Raw genomic sequence first — 17,456 nt, forward strand, 5'->3', positions numbered from 1 at the left:
CGGGTTGGTTCCAGAAGGAAAACGGGCGCGCCCCCGGGAGGGAGGCGCGCCCGTCAAGGACCGGTCTGGCCCGATCGGGCCGACTGGAGTTGATGACGTGCCATCGTCACGATCCATCAACGAACCACGGCCCGCTTTATTCCAGCGATTCCGCTCAGCGTTCCACAAAAGCCTTTTCGATCACGTAATGACCGGGTTCGCCGTTGTGGCCCATGGAGAAGCCCAGCTCGTTCATGATGCCGCTGGTCTCGTCCAGCATGGCCGGGCTGCCGCAGATCATCACGCGGTCGACCTCGCGGTCGAAGGGGGCCAGCCCAACGTCCGAGAACAGCTTGCCGTTGCGAATCAGGTCGGTGATGCGGCCCTGGTTGCGGAACGCCTCGCGCGTCACGGTCGGGTAATAGATCAGCTTCTGCTTGACATCCTCGCCGAAGAACTCGTTCTCCGGCAGGACGCTGTTGATGATGTCGCCGTACGCCAGCTCGCCCACCGTACGCGTCGTGTGGGTCAGGATCACCTTGTCGAACCGGGCATACATCTCCGGGTCCTTGATGATGCTGAGGAACGGGGCGAGGCCCGTGCCGGTGCTGAGCAGGTACAGGTTGCGGCCCGGCAGCAGATTGTCGGTGACCAGCGTTCCCGTCGCCTTGCGGTTGACCAGCAGCGTGTCGCCTTCCTTGAGGTGCTGGAGGCGCGAGGTCAGCGGACCGTCCTGCACCTTGATCGAGAAGAACTCCAGCGTCTCCTCGTAGCTGGCGCTGACCAGGCTGTACGCGCGCAGCAGCGGCCGGCCGTTCACCTCCAGGCCGATCATGGTGAACTGTCCGGGATCGAAACGGAACGAGGGATCGCGCGTGGTGGTGAAGCTGAACAGCGTGTCCGTCCAGTGGTGAACGCGCAGGACGCGCTCATGAATCAGATTGCTCATGGAATCCGCAGGTCCGTTTCGGTGACCGGCATGCTGTGGCCGGTGTCGTTTCAGAAGCCAAGCCGTGCCGCATTGCAGCACATCTCTTTAACAATAAATTCGTCAACAGACCACTAATTTATACCAACAATTTTGTTGTGGCTTTTCGGTTACCACAAGACGGTATTGCAGAATAGACAGCCTTACTCTCCCGCCGGCGGGGCGAAGAGGTAGGGCGACAGACCGCGCAGATTCTCATCGACAATCAGGCGATGGTTCAGCGGCGGGAAGGCGCGCTGCGAACAGTCCAGCCGCGGACAGAGCCGGCAATTCACACCGATGGGCGTCGCCGCCTCGGTGTTTTCCAGATCCACACCGTCCGCATAGGTGATTTGCGCCGCGTGGTGGAGATCGCAGCCCAGCGCGATGGCGAATTGCTGCGGCGGGCTGCGGAAGCCGCCGCCGGCCTTCACCACCGTGCGGGCGATGGAGAAGTAGGTGGTGCCGTCGGGCATCTGGGCCAGCTGGCTGTGAATCTTTCCCGGCGTGCGGAAGGCCTCGTAGACGATCCAGCGGGCGCAGCCGCCGCCGAAGCGCGCCAGATGGAAACCGGCGCCGGAAAAGCGCTTGGACACGTTGCCGGCGCTGTCCACCCGCATCAGGAAGAAGGGAACGCCCTTCGCCCCCGGCCGCTGCAGCGTGGTCAGCCGCTGGCAGACCTGCTCGAACGAGGCATCGAACCGGCGCCGTAATATTTCGATGTCGTATCGAACCTGATTGGCCGCCTCCCAGAAACGGGCGTAGGGCATCACCACCGCCGCCGCGAAATAGTTGGCCAGCCCGATGCGGGCCAAGCGCCGCGCCTCGTCCCCGGTCAGACCGGACGCCTCGACGATCTGGTTCAGCAGGTCGCGGTGGCGCAGCAGGGCGATCTGGCAGGCGAGCTGGAAGTTGCGGCCGGACGGCGCCAGCATCTCCGACAGCAGGATGCGCCGCCCGTGCCGGTCGAACCGGCGCACCGCATAGCCCATGATGTCGGAGGGCAGCAGCCGGACGCGGACGCTGTGGTTGTTCAGCAGATAGTCGGTCAGACCCCGGTAGAGGTCGCCCTTCTCCAGCCGCCCCTCCTGCCACAGCTCCTCCGCCGCCGCCTCAAGCTCGGCGAAATGGTTGGAATGGGCCTGGAACAGGTCGCGCACCTCGTCCTGCGGGAAGGAGGAGGTCTGGACCAGATGCAGCTTCTCGCGGTCGGCCACCCGCTCCGACAGGGTCTGCAGATCGTCGCGGCTGGTGCGGAAGGCGCGGTAGAGCGCCACCACCGCCTGCCCCAGCGTCGGGGCGACCGCCGCCAGTTCGCGGAAGTCCTGGTTCTTGATGTCGGAGCCGTCGAACAGCGGGTCGGCGAAGACCTCGCGCAGGCCGGCGACGAGACGGCTTTCCTCGTCCTCCGCGAAGCTCTGCAGGTCCACCCCGAAATTCTGGCCCAGCTTCAGCAGCAGCGGCACGGTGACGGGGCGCTGGTTGTGCTCGATCAGGTTCAGGTAGCTGGGGGAGATGCCCAACTGCTCGGCCATCTGGGCCTGGGTCAGCCCATGGTCGCGGCGCAGCCGACGCACCTTCGGACCCAGCATCGCCTTCTTGTCCATGACCACCCGAACTCCAGCTGAGCAGATTTACAATATTTACTGATTTACAGAACTTTTCTGACGGCAGTTTACAAACAGACCCTTTTACAAACAAGGGCATGTTGCAAGGCAGCGAAGGCCGTTTTAGTTGTTTTGTCAGGGCAGCGCTCAAAAGCAGCGCAACGGTGACGAAAAGAAGGAAAACGACCATGTCGCTCGATGAAAAGACCAAGGCCGCTCTCCGCGCCGCGCGCTTCGAAGGCATCAAGCGCGATTACACCCAGGACGACGTGAAGCGCCTCAGCGGCTCGGTCAAGATCGAGTACACGCTGGCCGAGATGGGCGCGCAGCGCCTGTGGGAGCTGCTGAACACCGAGCCGTACATCAACACGCTGGGCGCCCTGACCGGCAACCAGGCGATGCAGGCGGTGAAGGCCGGCCTCAAGGCCATCTACCTGTCGGGCTGGCAGGTCGCCGGCGACGCCAACCTGGCCGGCCAGATGTACCCGGACCAGAGCCTGTACCCGGCCAACTCGGTGCCGGCGGTGGTCGAGCGCATCAACAACACCTTCAAGCGCGCCGACGAGATCCAGACCGCCGAGGGCAAGGGCGACACCTACTGGTTCGCGCCGATCATCGCGGATGCCGAGGCCGGCTTCGGCGGCCCGCTGAACGTCTTCGAACTGATGAAGGCGATGATCAAGGCCGGCGCCTCGGGCGTCCACTTCGAGGACCAGCTCGCGTCGGAGAAGAAGTGCGGCCATCTCGGCGGCAAGGTGCTGATCCCCACGCAGCAGCACATCCGCACGCTGAACGCCGCCCGTCTGGCCGCCGACACCATGGGCACCTCGACCATCGTGCTCTGCCGCACCGACGCGGAGTCCGCGCAGCTCATCACCTCCGACGTTGACGAGCGCGACCATCCCTTCATCGACTTCGACGCCGGCCGCACCTCGGAGGGCTTCTTCCGTCTGAAGAAGGGCACGGGTGTCGACCACTGCATCGCCCGCGGCCTGTCCTACGCCCCCTACTCCGACCTGCTGTGGTGGGAGACCTCGCGTCCGAACCTGGAGGAGGCCAAGCGCTTCGCCGAGGCGATCCGCAAGGAGTTCCCGAACAAGCTGCTGGCCTACAACTGCTCGCCGAGCTTCAACTGGAAGGCCAACCTGGACGAGGCGGACATCGCCAAGTTCCAGCGCGAGATCGGCGCCATGGGCTACAAGTTCCAGTTCGTGACGCTGGCCGGCTTCCACAGCCTGAACTACTCGGCCTTCAAGCTGGCCAAGGGCTACGCGGCGCGCGGCATGGCCGCCTACTCGGAGCTGCAGGAGGCGGAATTCGCGGCGGAGGCCGAGGGCTACACCGCGACCAAGCACCAGCGCGAGGTCGGCACCGGCTACTTCGACGCGGTCGCCACGGCGATCTCGGGCGGCCAGTCCTCCACCACCGCCTACAAGGACTCCACCGAGGCCGATCAGTTCCATTGATCCAACCGCAGGGCGCGCCCGGTTCCATCCGCCGGACGCGCCCGCCTCGAACGAGACAGCACTTTGCCCCCGCAAAGTGTGAAAGGGTCATACGGCCGCCCATCGCGGCAGCCTCCCCGGCTCGGGCCGTATGACCGGTTTGCGCCGATCCCTCGGACGGTTGGCTTCGGCCCGCCGCTCCGGTGACCGGTGGTTCCCGATCCGGTGTGCGAGCCGGATCTCTTCGAACGGCTGACGCTATTGACTTCAAACGGCCGGGGGTCCGCCCCCGGCCGCTTCTTTTTGCGCCCGCCCGCTTTGCTCACGGCCATTCGTTGTCACAGCCGCGCCATGACGGCATGGCTGACCTGCGCCATCCCGACCGCCACAATCGGGAAATCGTGATTAAGTCTTGAGCGCGACCGCGAAATTGCCGTGCCGGTAGCCCTGCCCGACGGTGGGGAAGCTGCGTTGCAGTGCGGAATAAGCCATTGACTTGGGACCTCGTTGCCGCCACTTGTGTTCCATGCTCACCACAAACCGATCAGGGGCGTGACCGCCCCCCCGCCGGACCTCATCTGACGAGGGCCGGCTGCGGGTTCCATCGCCGCGCAAATCTTTGCGCGGCGTGCGCCGTTTCTTTTCCCCGACGGCGCATTCCTCGGCGATGGCCCGCACACACTGGTTGAACGATGAAAGGACAAGACAGTATGGATCAACCCCTCGCAGGAAAGAGCATTGCCATTCTCGTCGCCAACGGCTTTGAGGAACTGGAGATGACGGAGCCGCAACGGGCTCTCCTCAAGACCGGCGCTACTCTTCGTACGATTTCCCCCGAGCAGGGTCTGGTGAACGGCTGGCACGGCAAGTCCTGGGGCCATTACTTCCCGGTAGACAAGCAGGTCGGCGAGGTTCTGGGTGCCGACTATGACATGCTGCTGCTGCCGGGTGGCGAGCGCAGCGTCACCAAGCTCCAGCAGAGCGCCCACACCCGCCGCATCGTCGGCCACTTCCTGGACGCCGGCAAGCCGATCGCCGCGATCGATCAGGGCATCCAGCTCCTGGCCATCCCGGGCAAGCTGAAGGGCCGCACGCTGACCGCTCCGGAGGCTGTCCGCGCCGAGCTGGAAGCCGCCGGCGGCAAGATCAGCGACGAGGCCCTGGTGGTGGACAACGTGACCATCACGGCGCTGGGCCATGACGAGTTGGCCGCTTTCGTCGAGCAGGTCGTCAAGGTCTTCTCCGAGGCTGCCGCCGTCCGCAAGGCCGCCTAAGGCCAAGTCAGCCTAAGGCCGAGCCAGCGCGCCTCGACAGGCCGCCCGTCTTTCCTGCGGGTTTCGTCTTGTGAGTCCACGGCCGCCGCGCCTCCAGCGCGCGCGGCCGTTGCGCGTTTTAAGGCGCGCGTTTTAAGGCACGCCTTTCAGCGCGTGTCGTGTCCGGTCTTCAAGGCCGTTGCATGCCCCCACCGACCCGGCAGGGCGGGAAGGTCAGGCGCACGGTCGTTCCGACCCCGAGCCGGCTGTCGATGTGGAAGGTGCCGCCGTGCAGCGCGATCAGCGCGCGGGTCAGCGGCAGTCCCAGGCCGGAGCCGCGCTCCGCTGCCCGGTCGCGCGCTTGGTCACGGCCATGCACCTGCCCGAAGGCGTCCAGCGCCACCGGAATTTGTTCGGGCCGCATGCCGATGCCGTTGTCGGCGACGGTCAGCGCGATGCCGCCGTCCTCCGTCAGCTCCGCGCGCACCCGCACGCACCCGTCCTTGGGCGGCGAGAACTTGATGGCGTTGCCGATCAGGTTGGTCAGCATCTGCCGGATCTGCGAGGCGTCGCCGTGCAGGCTGGGCAGATCGTCGGGAATTTCCATGCACAGCGCGACCGCCGCCTCGCACGCCCGCGGCTGCATCATGCCGAAGGTCAGATCGACCAGCAGAGACAGGTTGCAGGCCTCCTCGTGCAGGTCCATCCGCCCCGCCTCGATCCGCGCGAGGTCGAGCAGGTTGTTGATAAGGTCCAGCATGTAGACGCCAGCCGCCGCGATCTGCCCGGCATATTCGCGGTAGCGCGGGTTGTTCGGCCCCATCATCTCGTCATGGATGATCTGGGCGAAGCCGAGCACGGCGTTCAGCGGCGTGCGCAGCTCGTGGCTCAGATGGTGGACATAGTCGGATTTGCGCTGGTTGGCCTGCTCGGCCTCGTCGCGGGCGGCGCTCAGTTCGGCCTCGCGGGCCTTGAGGTCGGTGATGTCGGCGCGGATGCCGACGGTGCCGCCCTCGTAGGTCCGCCATTCCTCGATGCGGATCCAGCGCCCGTCGTGAAGCTCCATTTCCATGGGCGGGCCGGCGCCGCGGTGCTGCTCGATGCGCCGCTCGACCCAGCCCTCCAGGTCGCCGTCCGGCACCCGATAGACGCCCCGCTCCACCCCGCCGCGCAACACCTCCTCGAAGCTGGCCCCCGGCGTGATGAGGTCGGTGTTGGCGGAAAACAGCTCCCGATAACGCCCGTTGCACAGCACCAGCCGGTCCTGGGCGTCGTACAGCACGAAGCCCTCGGTGATGCATTCGATGGCGTCGGAGAGCAGATGATGGGCGCGCCGGGCCGCGCTTTCCGCCTCCACCCGCTCCGTGACGTTGCGGATGCTGCACATCACGCGGTCGCTGTCGGGCAGGGCGACCAGCCGCGCCTCGAAGAATTTGGTGTCCCCCGCCGATCCGGAAGGCGGCGGCAGGGAGAAGTCCAGGCCGATGACCGTCTGGCCCTCGTTCAGCCGGCCGAGCGCCGCGGCCAGCATCCCGGCGGCGGGATCGGGCAGAACCTCCTGCACACGGTGGGCCAGGAAGCGCTCGGCGGGGACGTTCAGGTCGCCGGGGCTGGCGGCGGCGAAGTCGAGGATGGTGCCGTCGCGCAGCAGTTCGAAGCGGATGTCGGGATAGGCGTAGGACAGCGCGATGAGCTGCTCGTTCAGCCGCATCATCTCCTGCCGGGCGCCGCTGTCGGCGGGGGCTTCGGCCAGGATCAGCCCGCTCGGGCGCGGCGCCGGAACCAGCCGGAGATCCACCTCCAGCGGCAGGGTCAGGGGAGCGTGGACGATCGCCCGAACCTCGACCATCCGCCCCGCGGCGGCCTGCTCCAACGCGGCGGGAAACCGGCTGGACAGGCTGACCCGGACGGCGGCGGCGGGCGCACCGTGCTCCAGGCCGATCAGCGCGCGGGCGGCGCCGTTCAGCCACACGGTCAGCCCATCGGGACGGAGCAGCCACAGCGGTGTGGCGAGCGCGTCCAGCCATTGCAATCCCGCGGTGTCCTCCGGGGCCATGTCCAGCTCGTCCTTCTCCAGCAGGGTCCGTCCCAGCCCGGAGGGCGCCGCATCGGTGTGCGGGGCGACGGGCAGGGCGGTGGTCATGGGCGGCAACATGGCAGGTCATGCATAGCGGACATGCTATCAGAGCACGGCAGGGCGTGAACAGGGGCAGGGCAACCGTCCGAACCGTCTATTTCCGGCCAAACCGTGGAAAATGGGACGGAAGGGTAGCGGATCAGCCTTTCGCACCGCAAGAAACCGCGGGATTGGCGCTGACACCGGCCCGCATCCATGCATAAATCCGTACCGCTCACCAGAGACATCGCTGCCGCTCCACCCCTTCGGAGGACCGCCATGGCCGACGAGACTCCTCAAGATGGCCCGCAGGACGTGCCGCAGGACGGCCGGATCCGCGACAAGCTGATCGCCACCAAGGAGCAATGGGCGCGGGAGGGCCGGGGCCTGACCGGGGAGACCGCCGACCCGGCGCGCGACCGCCTGCCGCCGGGCCAGCGCCTGGTGGAGACCTGGCCGGTGCTCGATCTCGGCATCGTGCCGCGGGTGAGCGAGGCGAACTGGACCCTGGCGGTGGACGGGCTGGTCGACACCCCCGTCACCTGGAGCTGGGCGGACCTGCAGGCCCAGCCGCGGGAGCGCGTCGTCTCCGACATCCACTGCGTCACCACATGGTCGCGCTACGACAACCAGTGGGAGGGCGTGTCCACGCGGCACCTGCTGTCGGTCGTCCAGCCGCGGCCGGAGGCGCGCTTCGTCCTCTGCCACTCCTCGGACGGCTACACCACCAACCTGCCGTTGGAGGCCTTCGCGGCGGAGGACGCGCTGCTCGCCACCGGCTGGGAAGGCCAGCCGATCAGCCGCGACCATGGCGGCCCCGTCCGAGTCGTCGTGCCGAAGCTCTATTTCTGGAAGAGCGCCAAGTGGGTGAAGCGAATCGAGTTCCTGGCGGAGGATCGCCGCGGCTATTGGGAGGTCCGCGGTTATCACAATGACGCCGACCCCTGGCGGGAAGAACGCTACAGCGAGTAGCGTGCGTCGGCGCCCGCCATTCCGGTCCAGAAACAATCCCGGCAACAGTCGGTGCCAAGGGATGGCCGTTCACCAATCAAGACTTGGTCGGAGCATTCCATGACGTGACTTCGCAAAATCGTGACGTCTTTCGTCTGATTTGCGCCAGATCATTCCCCTGTTCCGCAATGCTGACGTAGCCGTACGGGCGTCGGGCGACTCACATTCGGACGCAAGGGATTAACCAATGACAGTGGACTCGGTCACGATTGCCCTGGTGGGCAGCGGTGGCGCCGGCGCGATGACCGCCGGACAGATGCTGCTGGATGCCGCCGCCAACGTGGGATGGTACGGATTGATGTCGCGGTCCACCGGCCCGCAGATCCGTGGCGGTGAAGCCGCCGCCCTCGTTCGCCTGTCGCCGACACCCGTTCACGGTCCGGGGGACCGTTTCGACATCATCATCGCCTTCGACTGGCAGAATGTGGAGCGCTTCGCGGCCGAGCTTCCCCTGTCGGAGAAGAGCGTCATCATCACCGACCCCAGCCAGGGCGAGGTGCCCGCAGTCCTGGCCGCCAGCGGCGCCAAACAGGTCGAGCTGCCGATCAAGGAACTGGCCGGGCGCATCCCCGGCGGGCGCGTCAACATGGTGGGGCTGGGCGCCGTCGCGGCGATCGTCGGCCTGCCGCGCGCCGGCATCGACGCGGTGATCCAGAAGGCTCTGGGCAAGAAGGGCGACGCCGCCATCCAGGCGTCCAACGCCGGCATCGACGCCGGGTCCAAGGAGGCCGCCGGCTGGAACCTCGGCCTGGAGCTGGCCGCCCCCAACAAGGAGGGCGCCACCCGCTGGAACATCTCCGGCAACGAGGCCGCCGGGCTGGGCGCGCTGAAGGGCGGGGTGAAGTTCTGCGCCGCCTACCCGATCACGCCGGCGACCGAGATCCTGGAATGGCTGGCCCCCAACCTCGCCAAGACCGGCGGCAAGCTGGTCCAGGCGGAGGATGAGCTGGCCTCCATCGCCATGTGCCTGGGCGCCTCCTTCAGCGGCGTGCCTTCGATCACCGCGACCGCCGGCCCCGGCCTGTCGCTGATGACCGAATGCATCGGCCTGGGCGTGGCCTCCGAAACCCCGGTGGTGATCGTCGACGTGCAGCGCGGCGGCCCGTCCACCGGCATTCCGACCAAGTCCGAACAGTCCGACCTGAACATCGCCGTCTACGGCCTGCACGGCGACGCCCCGCATCTGGTGGTCGGCCCGACCTCCATCGGCGACTGCCTGTTCACCACCCAGTGGGCGGTGCATCTGGCCGAGGCCCTGCAGACCCCGGCGATCGTGCTGTCCGATCAGGCGATGGGCCAGTCCCGCGCCATCGTCGACAAGCCGGCCGACGCCCCCCACAAGGCGAACCGGCTGCTGGCGACCGATCTCGGCGGCGAGGCGAAGTACAAGCGCTACGCCGACACCGAGTCGGGCGTCTCCCCCGCCGCCATCCCCGGCATGCCGGGCGGCGAGCACACCGCCGACGGGCTGGAGCATGCGGAGAACGCCCTGCCCTCCTCGCAGGCGTCCGATCACCAGAAGCAGCTCGACAAGCGGCTGCGCAAGCTGACCTCCCACGACTACGGCGACGCCTGGGCCGATGTCGAGGGCGAGGGCGAGATCGCCGTCGTCACCTGGGGCTCCGCCACCGGCCCGTCGCGCGAGGCGGTGCGCCGGCTGGAGGCCGCCGGCACCAAGGCCCGGCTGGTCGCCATCCGCCTGATCTCCCCGGTCCAGCCGGCCAAGCTGGCCGCGGCGCTGGACGGCGTCTCGAAGGTCCTGGTCGTCGAGCAGACGCACGGCGCCCAGTTCCACAAGTTCCTCCGCGGGCATTACGACCTGCCGGGTGCTGTGTCGGTGTTCAGCCGCCCCGGCCCGCTGCCGATCCGCGCCCGCGAGGTGCACGAGACGCTTCTTTCCCTGATCTGACCGGCCGGAGCACGAAATCCATGGATACCCATCTGACCGACGATGTCGTGGGCCCGCTGCCCGGCGACTACAAGTCCGACGTGAAGCCCATCTGGTGCCCCGGCTGCGGCGACTATTCCGTGCTGGCCGGCATCACCCGCGCCATGGCGACCATGGGGCTGGAGCGCCACGACACCGTCGTGGTGTCGGGCATCGGCTGCTCGTCGCGCATCCCCGCCTACACCAGCGTCTACGGCTACCACACGGTGCACGGCCGCTCGCTGGCCGTGGCGTCCGGCGTGAAGCTGGCCCGGCCGGAGCTGAACGTGCTGATCTTCGGCGGCGACGGCGACGGCTTCTCGATCGGCGGCAACCACTTCCTGCACGCCTGCCGCCGCAACGTCGACATGACCTACATCGTCATGGACAACCAGGTCTACGGCATGACCAAGGGCCAGGCCTCGCCGACCACCGAGGCCGACTGGTGCGAGTCGAAGCTGACCCCGGAAGGGCCGGGCGTCAACCCGATCCAGCCGGTCGCCCTGGCGCTGGCCTGCGGCGCGAACTTCGTCGCCCGCGGCTTCTCCAACAACCCGAACGAGGTCGCGCGCCTGATCGTGGAGGGCGTGCGGCACCCCGGCTTCTCGGTCATCCACATCCTGTCCCCCTGCGTCACCTTCCGCCCCGAGCAGCGCAACTGGAAGAGCACGGTCCATCCCTACGGCCGCGAGCCGACGGACGACCCGAACGAGGCGATGCGCGCCGTCCTGGAGGACGACGGGTTCGGCCTCGGCATCTTCCTCGCCGGCAACCGCCGTCCGTTCCAGCCGGAATCGGCGGCCACCCGCAGCATCGCCCAGATCGAAGAGGGGTTCGCGGTATGAAGACGAAAGTGCTGAACGGGGCCGCCAACGTCGGTCTGTTCCTGGCCCACGCGCTGGCCCTGGAGATCGAGGCGGCGGAGCGCTACACCGAGCTGGCCGACAGCATGGAGGCCCACAACAATGTGGAGGTCGCCAAGCTGTTCCGCGATCTGTCCACCTACTCGGCCAAACACGCCGAAGAGGTGAAGCAGATCGCCCGGGAGTTCGGCGCGCTGCCCAAGGTCGCCCCCTGGGAGTTCCAGTGGGACGCCACCACCGAGTCCCCGGAGGCCGCGGCCTTCGAGAACGCCCATTACCTGATGAAGCCGCACCACGCGCTGAAGATGGCGCTGCTGAGCGAGCATCAGGGCAACAACTACTACGCCTCGGTCGCCGCCGAGACCAAGGACCCGGAGGTCGCCCGCCTCGCCCGCGAGTTCGCGGAGGAGGAGGCCGGCCACGTCGCCCTGGTCCGCAAGTGGCTGGAGCGCTACCCGGCCCCGAAGGACGACTGGTCGGACGATCCCGACCCGCCCAACATTTCCGACTGAAACGATCGGACAAAAGGCCTTTGGGATTGAGACCGGACGCTACCGGATGGTAAGGACGGGACGGCCCAGCGCCGTCCCGTTTCCTTTTTGGCTCCCGGAATGACCGACGGAACTCCTGATATCATCATCGTCCCGTCCCCCTGCGTCAGCGTGTGCAAGTTGACCGCCGACCGCGCCTATTGCATCGGCTGCCTGCGCACGCTGGAGGAAATCCGCGGCTGGAAGCACATGGACGCCGACCAGAAACGCGCCCTGCTGGCCGATCTGGAGAACCGGCAGGCCGCCGCCGCGGAGTGACCGTCCCTCGACCGGTGTCTTTCGTCAGGCCGCGGCGCCGCGCAGCAGGGTCATGCGGTCGCGGTCGGCGCGAATGCGGTCGAGATGCTGGATCGCCACCGCCGTGATCGGCAGGGGAAGCTCCTTGGCCAGGGCCTCCTCGTAGGCGCGGACGCATTCGCCCTCGCCGCGCTGCACCTCGGCGAGGATCGCCTCGCGGTCGTGCCCCAACACGTTGTTCTTCAGTTCCAGGAAGAAGCGGTGCGCGCCGCCCATCACGGTGCCGCCCATGTCCGGCGCCCCGCCCTGCTCGGCGACGAGGCGCTGCACCTCGCGCACGATGGCGCCGCGCTGGGCCGCCAGATCGTTGAACAGGGCCTTGATATCCTCGTCCTCCAAGGCTTCCGCGGCCTGACGATAGGCTTCGTGGCTGTCCTCGACGATGCGGATCAGATCGTTGAGGGTGTCGACGATCTGATCTTTTCCCATCATGGCCGGTTCATTTGCCGACATGGCCGCTCCCTCCCCTGGCAGTCTGCCCATCCGCTTTGAAAAACCTCCCGCTCCGGTGAAGGTTCCTTGATGCATCCGAAGGGTGCTCCGCTTGGTCAGGTCGCATCGTCCGATGGTGACGAACCGCTGCTCCGCCTGTTGTCGGTCCATCCCCAATGGACTGTCCGATAACGCAACGAGGGAGAGGACCTGTGGCCAACACCACCAAGGAAACCCTGATCGACTGGCTGCGCGACGCCCACGCCATGGAAAGCCAGGCCGTCGAGATGCTGGAGCGGCAGGCGGAGCGCATCAAGAACTACCCGGACGTCCTCGCCAAGGTGCAGGAGCACATCGAGGTGTCGAACCGGCAGGCCGACCGGCTGAAGCAGTGCCTGCAGCGTCTGGGCACCGACACCTCGGCGATCAAGACCGGCGTCGCCATGCTGATCGGCAACGCCCAGTCGCTGTCCGGGGTCGTGGCGTCCGACGAGATCGTGAAGGCGTCGATCTTCGACTATTCCTTCGAGCATTTCGAGATCGCCAACTACCGCGCCCTGATTTCCGCCGCGGAACAGGCCGGGGAGCCGGAGATCGCCCGCATGCTCCAGCCGAGCCTGGACGAGGAGCTGGAAATGGCCGCGTGGCTGGAACAGCGCCTGCCGCAGCTCACCAAGACCTATCTGGAGCGCCGGGAAACCGCCGGCACCGCCGAAGCGAAGCGCTGATCCCGATCCATCGCCAAAACCGCGCCGGGGGCACTGCCCCCGGCGCGGCTTCCGTTCGTCAATGCACAGCCAGCGCCGACCGCCGGCGAACCGCCGGGCGGGCGCGCCACAGGGCGAGCAGATGGCCGGACAGGGTCATCGCGTCCGACGCCAGCCCGAAGGCCGAACCGGCCAGCGCGTTGTGGCCGGCCCCGACCACCGTCGAGGACAGGAAGAACAGCCGCATCCGGCCGACCGTGCTCTGCCAGCGCCCGATGGTCCCCAGGATGAAGCCCGCCGCCGACAGCGCGGACATCGGCCCCTGCCACGTCGCCGCCGCGACGGCCAACGCCGCGGGCACGGTCAGGGCGAACAGGACGCGCAGCCAGCGCGGCCGCCGTTCCGGATAGGCGGCGGCCATCTGCACGAGGCCGAGCGCGCACATCAGCATGCCCGTATGGGCACCCAGAGCGAAGAAGTGGAGGACGAACAGCGCGCCGGCCCCGGCCTGCGCGGTCAGGATCGCCCGCCGGTCCTGAAGCAGCGTGGACAGGACGCCCAACGCCAGACCGGCAAGCCCGCTCACCGCGACCAGCGACAGGGACGGCAGGTAGTGCAACAGGAAAACCATGGATAACGCCTTCACCCTTCGAAAAATGCTGCGCCGCAGCAAAAGGCCGCGGCGAAGGGGGCGGACGCTAGGCGCCGATGGTTAACCGGCTGTGAATCGGGGTGTGATCAAGAGTGGGCGCCCCGTCCCGCAGCGGCGATTCGCGATAAGGGCAAAAAGCGTTTAATGCCAACGATCTCGCGACCTATGGCCTGACCATGGGCATACCCCTGTGGTCGGGGGCACCCCATGGGCATTTCACCTTTGCGACGTTTCCCCGGGACGGCCGGGCGGTCATTCTTCGCACCGCAAGATGACACGCCCAACAAAACACACGCTCTCGACGCCGTGCCTTCCCGAAACGCCGTGCCTGAGACGCCTCTGGAATAAGACGCTCTGGATGAGATGCCCTATGACCCAGCTGACGAAACGGGACGCCGCACGTCTTCCCGCGCCACCCACCTGTTGCCATTGCGGGAAACCTTTGCGGGCCGGGGAACCGCATTGGGCCGGTGATGCCGAGAACCGCCCCTGGCACTATGGCTGCGCCGAGCGGGTCGGCCTGACCATGTCATGGACGCGGGTCCGCCATCGCCGTGCGATCGTCGCGGGAGCATGACCGCGCCGCGCTGTTGACCCTTGGCCGAAATTCATCGGCAGGGCTTTTGAAAGGGGGAAGCATGAAGGGGACACCACACAGCATCTGGCTGTCCATGGCCAACCGGTCGGCCAGTCAGGCGATCGGTTTCTGGAGCGGCGTGTTCAACGCCGCCGCCCGGCGCAACCAGACCGCCCTGTTCAACGCCATGACCAAACCGCCCAAGCCGAAGAGCACGACACGGAAAAAGAAAAGCCGCTGAAGTGGATGCCCGTGTGGCAAGCACCAGAACGCACAAAAGCCGCCCAAGGGCGGCTTTCTTGTGCAGACCGGAAGGAATGGCGCGCCCGAAGAGATTCGAACTCCTGACCCCCAGATTCGTAGTCTGGTGCTCTATCCAGCTGAGCTACGGGCGCATTCCTGTTTGTCTTCCCAGCGGCGGCGGTAACCGTCCGTCGTCGAGGCGCGCAACTTACTCAAAAGGATTCCGGGCTGCAAGACCTTTTTTCGCCTTTTCACGCGGTCGATTGCCCGGCGGTGGGGCTTGCGGTATAAGCGGCGCACGTTTCTTTCGGAGTCCATAGCCGTGCCAGAAGCCGTTCCGTTCAACAAGCACTTCCCGGTGTCGTGGGAGGAGCTTCACCGCAACGCCAAGGCGTTGGCCTGGCGCCTGATTGACAAGGGTCCCTGGAAGGGCATCATCGCCATCACCCGTGGCGGTCTCGTCCCGGCGGCCATCATCGCGCGCGAGCTTGAACTGCGCATGATCGACACCGTCTGCGTCTCCAGCTACGACCATCAGAACCAGCGCGAGGCGACGGTCCTGAAGGGCGTGGAAGGCGCCAACGCCGGGGAAGGCGAAGGCTGGCTGATCATCGACGATCTGGTCGACACCGGCAAAACCGCGGTGATCGTGCGCAAGATGCTGCCCAAGGCGCATTTTGCCACCGTCTACGCCAAGCCGCTGGGCCGCCCGCTGGTCGACACCTTCATCACCGAAGTGAGCCAGGACACCTGGATCCACTTCCCGTGGGACATCGAGCTGCAATTCTCCCAGCCGATCGCCAAGCAGCACCGCGGCGCCTGACCTGCCTCATTCAACCCTCTCCCCCTGGGGAGAGGGTGGCCCGAAGGGCCGGTGAGGGGGTTGCGCTTGTGCCGGACGTGCCGCCACGCGCATCCCCCTCACCCTAACCCTCTCCCCAGAGGGGAGAGGGGACACCATGCCACTTGACACAAGCCCAACCGTCTTGTGTCAACTCTACAGCAGTCCCGTCGAGCGGTGGCGCGGGTCGAGCGCGTCGCGCAGCCCGTCGCCCAGCAGGTTCAGCCCCAGCACCGTCACCGCGATGGCCGCCCCCGGAAAGATCGCCTGGAGGGGGGAGGTGAACAGGAAGGTCTGCGCGTCGCCCAGCATCTTGCCCCAGGACGGCGAGGGCGGCTGGATGCCCAGGCCGAGATAGCTCAGCGCCGCCTCGTTCAGCACCGCCACGGCGAACAGCACCGTCCCCTGGACGATCACCACCCCGGCGATGTTGGGCAGCACATGCACCAGCGTCACCGACAGCGGCCCGCGCCCCAGCGCCAGCGCGGCGCGCACGAAGTCCCGCCGCCAGACGGCCAGCGCCGCCCCGCGCGCCACCCGCGCGAAGACCGCGGCGTTGAACAGGCCGAGCGCCAGCACGACGTTCACCGCCCCCGCCCCCAGCGCCGCCGTCAGCAGGATCGCCGTCAGCACCGCGGGAAAGGCGAACAGCAGATCGCCCAGCCGGGCCACCGCCTCGTCCCCCCAGCGCCCCCAGGCGGAAGCGGCCAGCCCCAACGGCACGCCCAGCAGGGCGCCCAGCGCCACCGCGGCCGCCCCGACGGCCAGCGAGTTGCGCGCGCCGACCAGGATCATCGACAGCACGTCGCGCCCGAAATGGTCGGTGCCCAGCCAGTGGACCGGCCCCGGCGGGCGCAGCCGGGCGACCACCCGCACCTGCTCCGCCGGGAAGGGCGTCCAGACCAGCGACAGCAGCGCCGCCCCGACCACCAGCGCGGTGAGCAACCCGCCCAGCAGCAGGCTGGCCGGCAGGCGCCTCAGCCGTCTCATCCCCCCCATTTTCGTGGGCCCCGTCATGCCATCACCCGCGGGCGCGGGTCGATGGCGGCGCAGGCGATGTCAACCAGCGCGTTGACCGCCACCACCGTGACCGCCAGCAGCACGACGACGCTCTGCACCACGATCAGGTCGTGCTGGCCGATGGCCTGATAGAGCAGCCGGCCCAGCCCCGGCAGGGTGAAGACGTTCTCCACCACCACCGCCCCGGCGACGAGAAAGGAGAATTGCAGGCCGAGGATGGTGGCGACGGGGATCAGCGCGTTGGGCAACACATGGCGCCGCAGGACCACGCGGCGCGGCAGGCCCTTGGCGACCGCCGTGCGCACATACTCCTCGCGCAGCGTGTCGAGCGCCGCCGTGCGGGTGATGCGCGCCAGGATCGCCGCCTCCGGCAGGGCCAGCGCCACGGCGGGCAGCAGCAGCGCCTTCAGCGCCGGCCCCGCCCCGGCCTCCCACCCCGGGAAGCCACCGGCGGAGAACCAGCCCAGCCGAACGGAAAACAGCAGAATCAACAGGATGGCGAACCAGAAGCCGGGCACCGCGATTCCCATCTGCCCGAAGGCCATGACCGCCCAGTCCCCGGCCCGCCCCTGCCGCCCGGCGGCGAACAGGCCGAGCGGGATGGCGATGCCCGCCGAGAGGACCAGCGCCAGCCCGGCCAGCGGCAGGGTGATGGCCAGCCGGTCGGCGACCAGCCCGGCGACCGGGCGCGCGTAGGTCAGGCTGGTCCCGAAATCGCCATGCAGCATGCCGCCCACCCAACCGGCGTAGCGGACGGGCCAGGGCCGGTCGAGCCCCATCTGGGCGCGCAGCGCGGCCACCGCCTCCGGCTGCGCGCTGGTGCCCAGCATGACCAGGGCGGGGTCGCCGGGGATCGCCTCCAGCACGGCGAAGACCACCAGCGTGGCCAGCCACGCCGTCAGCGCCAGGGTGAGCAGACGGCGCACCAGGAAGGCGAGCACCCGGGTCAGCCCCCGCCGGGTCCGGTC

General features: G+C 67.7%; 17 protein-coding genes and 1 tRNA gene. 10 read left to right on the forward strand and 8 right to left on the reverse strand.

What is annotated here, in order from left to right; translation table 11 throughout:
* Nucleotides 1-154 precede the first annotated feature (154 nt).
* Nucleotides 155-928, reverse strand: a complete 774-nt coding sequence (locus Sp245p_RS00470) for a ferredoxin--NADP reductase (RefSeq protein WP_014239069.1) — start codon at nt 926-928, stop codon at nt 155-157.
* Nucleotides 929-1,110: 182 nt separating this feature from the next.
* Entirely contained in the window at nt 1,111-2,553 is a 1,443-nt protein-coding gene (locus Sp245p_RS00475; RefSeq protein ID WP_014239067.1) for a helix-turn-helix domain-containing protein, read from the reverse strand.
* Between the two features lie 188 nt (nt 2,554-2,741).
* Between Sp245p_RS00475 and aceA the strand changes: the two genes are divergently transcribed.
* Entirely contained in the window at nt 2,742-4,019 is a 1,278-nt protein-coding gene (gene aceA / locus Sp245p_RS00480; RefSeq protein ID WP_014239066.1) for an isocitrate lyase, read from the forward strand.
* A gap of 689 nt (nt 4,020-4,708) precedes the next feature.
* Nucleotides 4,709-5,272, forward strand: a complete 564-nt coding sequence (locus tag Sp245p_RS00485; RefSeq protein WP_014239063.1) for a DJ-1/PfpI family protein — start codon at nt 4,709-4,711, stop codon at nt 5,270-5,272.
* A gap of 169 nt (nt 5,273-5,441) precedes the next feature.
* On the opposite strand, the gene Sp245p_RS00490 is transcribed toward Sp245p_RS00485, so the two are convergent.
* A complete protein-coding gene (locus tag Sp245p_RS00490; protein WP_145644877.1) occupies nt 5,442-7,394 on the reverse strand; it encodes a sensor histidine kinase in 1,953 nt (650 codons plus the stop codon).
* A gap of 252 nt (nt 7,395-7,646) precedes the next feature.
* On the opposite strand from Sp245p_RS00490, the gene Sp245p_RS00495 reads away from it, so the two are divergent.
* The 5 genes from Sp245p_RS00495 (at nt 7,647) to Sp245p_RS00515 (ending at nt 11,977) form a co-directional block, all read left to right on the forward strand.
* Nucleotides 7,647-8,339: a sulfite oxidase-like oxidoreductase gene (locus tag Sp245p_RS00495; protein ID WP_014239061.1), complete on the forward strand. Its 693-nt coding sequence runs from the start codon at nt 7,647-7,649 to the stop codon at nt 8,337-8,339.
* Between the two features lie 226 nt (nt 8,340-8,565).
* The gene (locus Sp245p_RS00500) at nt 8,566-10,287 is read left to right on the forward strand and encodes a 2-oxoacid:acceptor oxidoreductase subunit alpha (RefSeq protein ID WP_014239060.1); all 1,722 of its coding nucleotides are present in this window, start codon (nt 8,566-8,568) and stop codon (nt 10,285-10,287) included.
* A 20-nt stretch (nt 10,288-10,307) separates the two neighbouring features.
* Nucleotides 10,308-11,150, forward strand: coding sequence for a 2-oxoacid:ferredoxin oxidoreductase subunit beta (locus Sp245p_RS00505; protein WP_014239059.1), 843 nt, complete (start codon nt 10,308-10,310; stop codon nt 11,148-11,150).
* Complete coding sequence (locus Sp245p_RS00510) at nt 11,147-11,680, forward strand: ferritin-like domain-containing protein (RefSeq protein ID WP_014239058.1); 534 nt, start codon at nt 11,147-11,149, stop codon at nt 11,678-11,680. Before Sp245p_RS00505 ends, Sp245p_RS00510 begins: the two co-directional genes overlap by 4 nt.
* A gap of 99 nt (nt 11,681-11,779) precedes the next feature.
* Nucleotides 11,780-11,977, forward strand: a complete 198-nt coding sequence (locus Sp245p_RS00515; protein ID WP_041810850.1) for a DUF1289 domain-containing protein — start codon at nt 11,780-11,782, stop codon at nt 11,975-11,977.
* A gap of 24 nt (nt 11,978-12,001) precedes the next feature.
* Here Sp245p_RS00515 and Sp245p_RS00520 read toward each other — a convergent pair whose 3' ends face one another.
* Nucleotides 12,002-12,469, reverse strand: a complete 468-nt coding sequence (locus tag Sp245p_RS00520) for a PA2169 family four-helix-bundle protein (protein ID WP_014239056.1) — start codon at nt 12,467-12,469, stop codon at nt 12,002-12,004.
* A 191-nt stretch (nt 12,470-12,660) separates the two neighbouring features.
* Here Sp245p_RS00520 and Sp245p_RS00525 point away from each other — a divergent pair, with 191 nt between their 5' ends.
* Nucleotides 12,661-13,176: a YciE/YciF ferroxidase family protein gene (locus tag Sp245p_RS00525; protein WP_014239055.1), complete on the forward strand. Its 516-nt coding sequence runs from the start codon at nt 12,661-12,663 to the stop codon at nt 13,174-13,176.
* A gap of 58 nt (nt 13,177-13,234) precedes the next feature.
* On the opposite strand, the gene Sp245p_RS00530 is transcribed toward Sp245p_RS00525, so the two are convergent.
* Complete coding sequence (locus tag Sp245p_RS00530) at nt 13,235-13,786, reverse strand: YgjV family protein (protein WP_014239054.1); 552 nt, start codon at nt 13,784-13,786, stop codon at nt 13,235-13,237.
* Nucleotides 13,787-14,445: 659 nt separating this feature from the next.
* On the opposite strand from Sp245p_RS00530, the gene Sp245p_RS00535 reads away from it, so the two are divergent.
* On the forward strand, nt 14,446-14,625 hold the full coding sequence (locus Sp245p_RS00535; RefSeq protein WP_014239051.1) for a hypothetical protein: 180 nt from the start codon (nt 14,446-14,448) through the stop codon (nt 14,623-14,625).
* 77 nt (nt 14,626-14,702) lie between these two features.
* Here Sp245p_RS00535 and Sp245p_RS00540 read toward each other — a convergent pair.
* A tRNA-Arg gene (locus Sp245p_RS00540) sits at nt 14,703-14,779 on the reverse strand.
* Between the two features lie 170 nt (nt 14,780-14,949).
* Here Sp245p_RS00540 and gpt point away from each other — a divergent pair.
* The gene (gpt, locus tag Sp245p_RS00545) at nt 14,950-15,450 is read left to right on the forward strand and encodes a xanthine phosphoribosyltransferase (RefSeq protein ID WP_014239049.1); all 501 of its coding nucleotides are present in this window, start codon (nt 14,950-14,952) and stop codon (nt 15,448-15,450) included.
* Nucleotides 15,451-15,624: 174 nt separating this feature from the next.
* On the opposite strand, the gene Sp245p_RS00550 is transcribed toward gpt, so the two are convergent.
* Complete coding sequence (locus tag Sp245p_RS00550; protein WP_109138319.1) at nt 15,625-16,458, reverse strand: ABC transporter permease; 834 nt, start codon at nt 16,456-16,458, stop codon at nt 15,625-15,627.
* A gap of 23 nt (nt 16,459-16,481) precedes the next feature.
* Nucleotides 16,482-17,429: an ABC transporter permease gene (locus Sp245p_RS00555; RefSeq protein WP_109138320.1), complete on the reverse strand. Its 948-nt coding sequence runs from the start codon at nt 17,427-17,429 to the stop codon at nt 16,482-16,484.
* Between the last annotated feature and the right edge of the window lie 27 nt (nt 17,430-17,456).

The organism is Azospirillum baldaniorum, assembly GCF_003119195.2.
Lineage (GTDB): Bacteria > Pseudomonadota > Alphaproteobacteria > Azospirillales > Azospirillaceae > Azospirillum > Azospirillum baldaniorum.

Excerpts from the sequence above, each read along its gene's own strand:
- Sp245p_RS00500 (WP_014239060.1), top strand. The coding sequence starts at position 8,566 with ATGACAGTGGACTCGGTCACGATTGCCCTGGTGGGCAGCGGTGGCGCC.
- Sp245p_RS00510 (WP_014239058.1), top strand. The coding sequence starts at position 11,147 with ATGAAGACGAAAGTGCTGAACGGGGCCGCCAACGTCGGTCTGTTCCTG.
- Sp245p_RS00495 (WP_014239061.1), top strand. The coding sequence starts at position 7,647 with ATGGCCGACGAGACTCCTCAAGATGGCCCGCAGGACGTGCCGCAGGAC.
- Sp245p_RS00470 (WP_014239069.1), bottom strand. The coding sequence starts at position 928 with ATGAGCAATCTGATTCATGAGCGCGTCCTGCGCGTTCACCACTGGACG.
- aceA (WP_014239066.1), top strand. The coding sequence starts at position 2,742 with ATGTCGCTCGATGAAAAGACCAAGGCCGCTCTCCGCGCCGCGCGCTTC.
- Sp245p_RS00550 (WP_109138319.1), bottom strand. The coding sequence starts at position 16,458 with ATGAGACGGCTGAGGCGCCTGCCGGCCAGCCTGCTGCTGGGCGGGTTG.
- Sp245p_RS00520 (WP_014239056.1), bottom strand. The coding sequence starts at position 12,469 with ATGTCGGCAAATGAACCGGCCATGATGGGAAAAGATCAGATCGTCGAC.
- Sp245p_RS00505 (WP_014239059.1), top strand. The coding sequence starts at position 10,308 with ATGGATACCCATCTGACCGACGATGTCGTGGGCCCGCTGCCCGGCGAC.
- Sp245p_RS00530 (WP_014239054.1), bottom strand. The coding sequence starts at position 13,786 with ATGGTTTTCCTGTTGCACTACCTGCCGTCCCTGTCGCTGGTCGCGGTG.
- Sp245p_RS00515 (WP_041810850.1), top strand. The coding sequence starts at position 11,780 with ATGACCGACGGAACTCCTGATATCATCATCGTCCCGTCCCCCTGCGTC.
- Sp245p_RS00535 (WP_014239051.1), top strand. The coding sequence starts at position 14,446 with ATGAAGGGGACACCACACAGCATCTGGCTGTCCATGGCCAACCGGTCG.
- Sp245p_RS00490 (WP_145644877.1), bottom strand. The coding sequence starts at position 7,394 with ATGACCACCGCCCTGCCCGTCGCCCCGCACACCGATGCGGCGCCCTCC.
- Sp245p_RS00475 (WP_014239067.1), bottom strand. The coding sequence starts at position 2,553 with ATGGACAAGAAGGCGATGCTGGGTCCGAAGGTGCGTCGGCTGCGCCGC.
- Sp245p_RS00485 (WP_014239063.1), top strand. The coding sequence starts at position 4,709 with ATGGATCAACCCCTCGCAGGAAAGAGCATTGCCATTCTCGTCGCCAAC.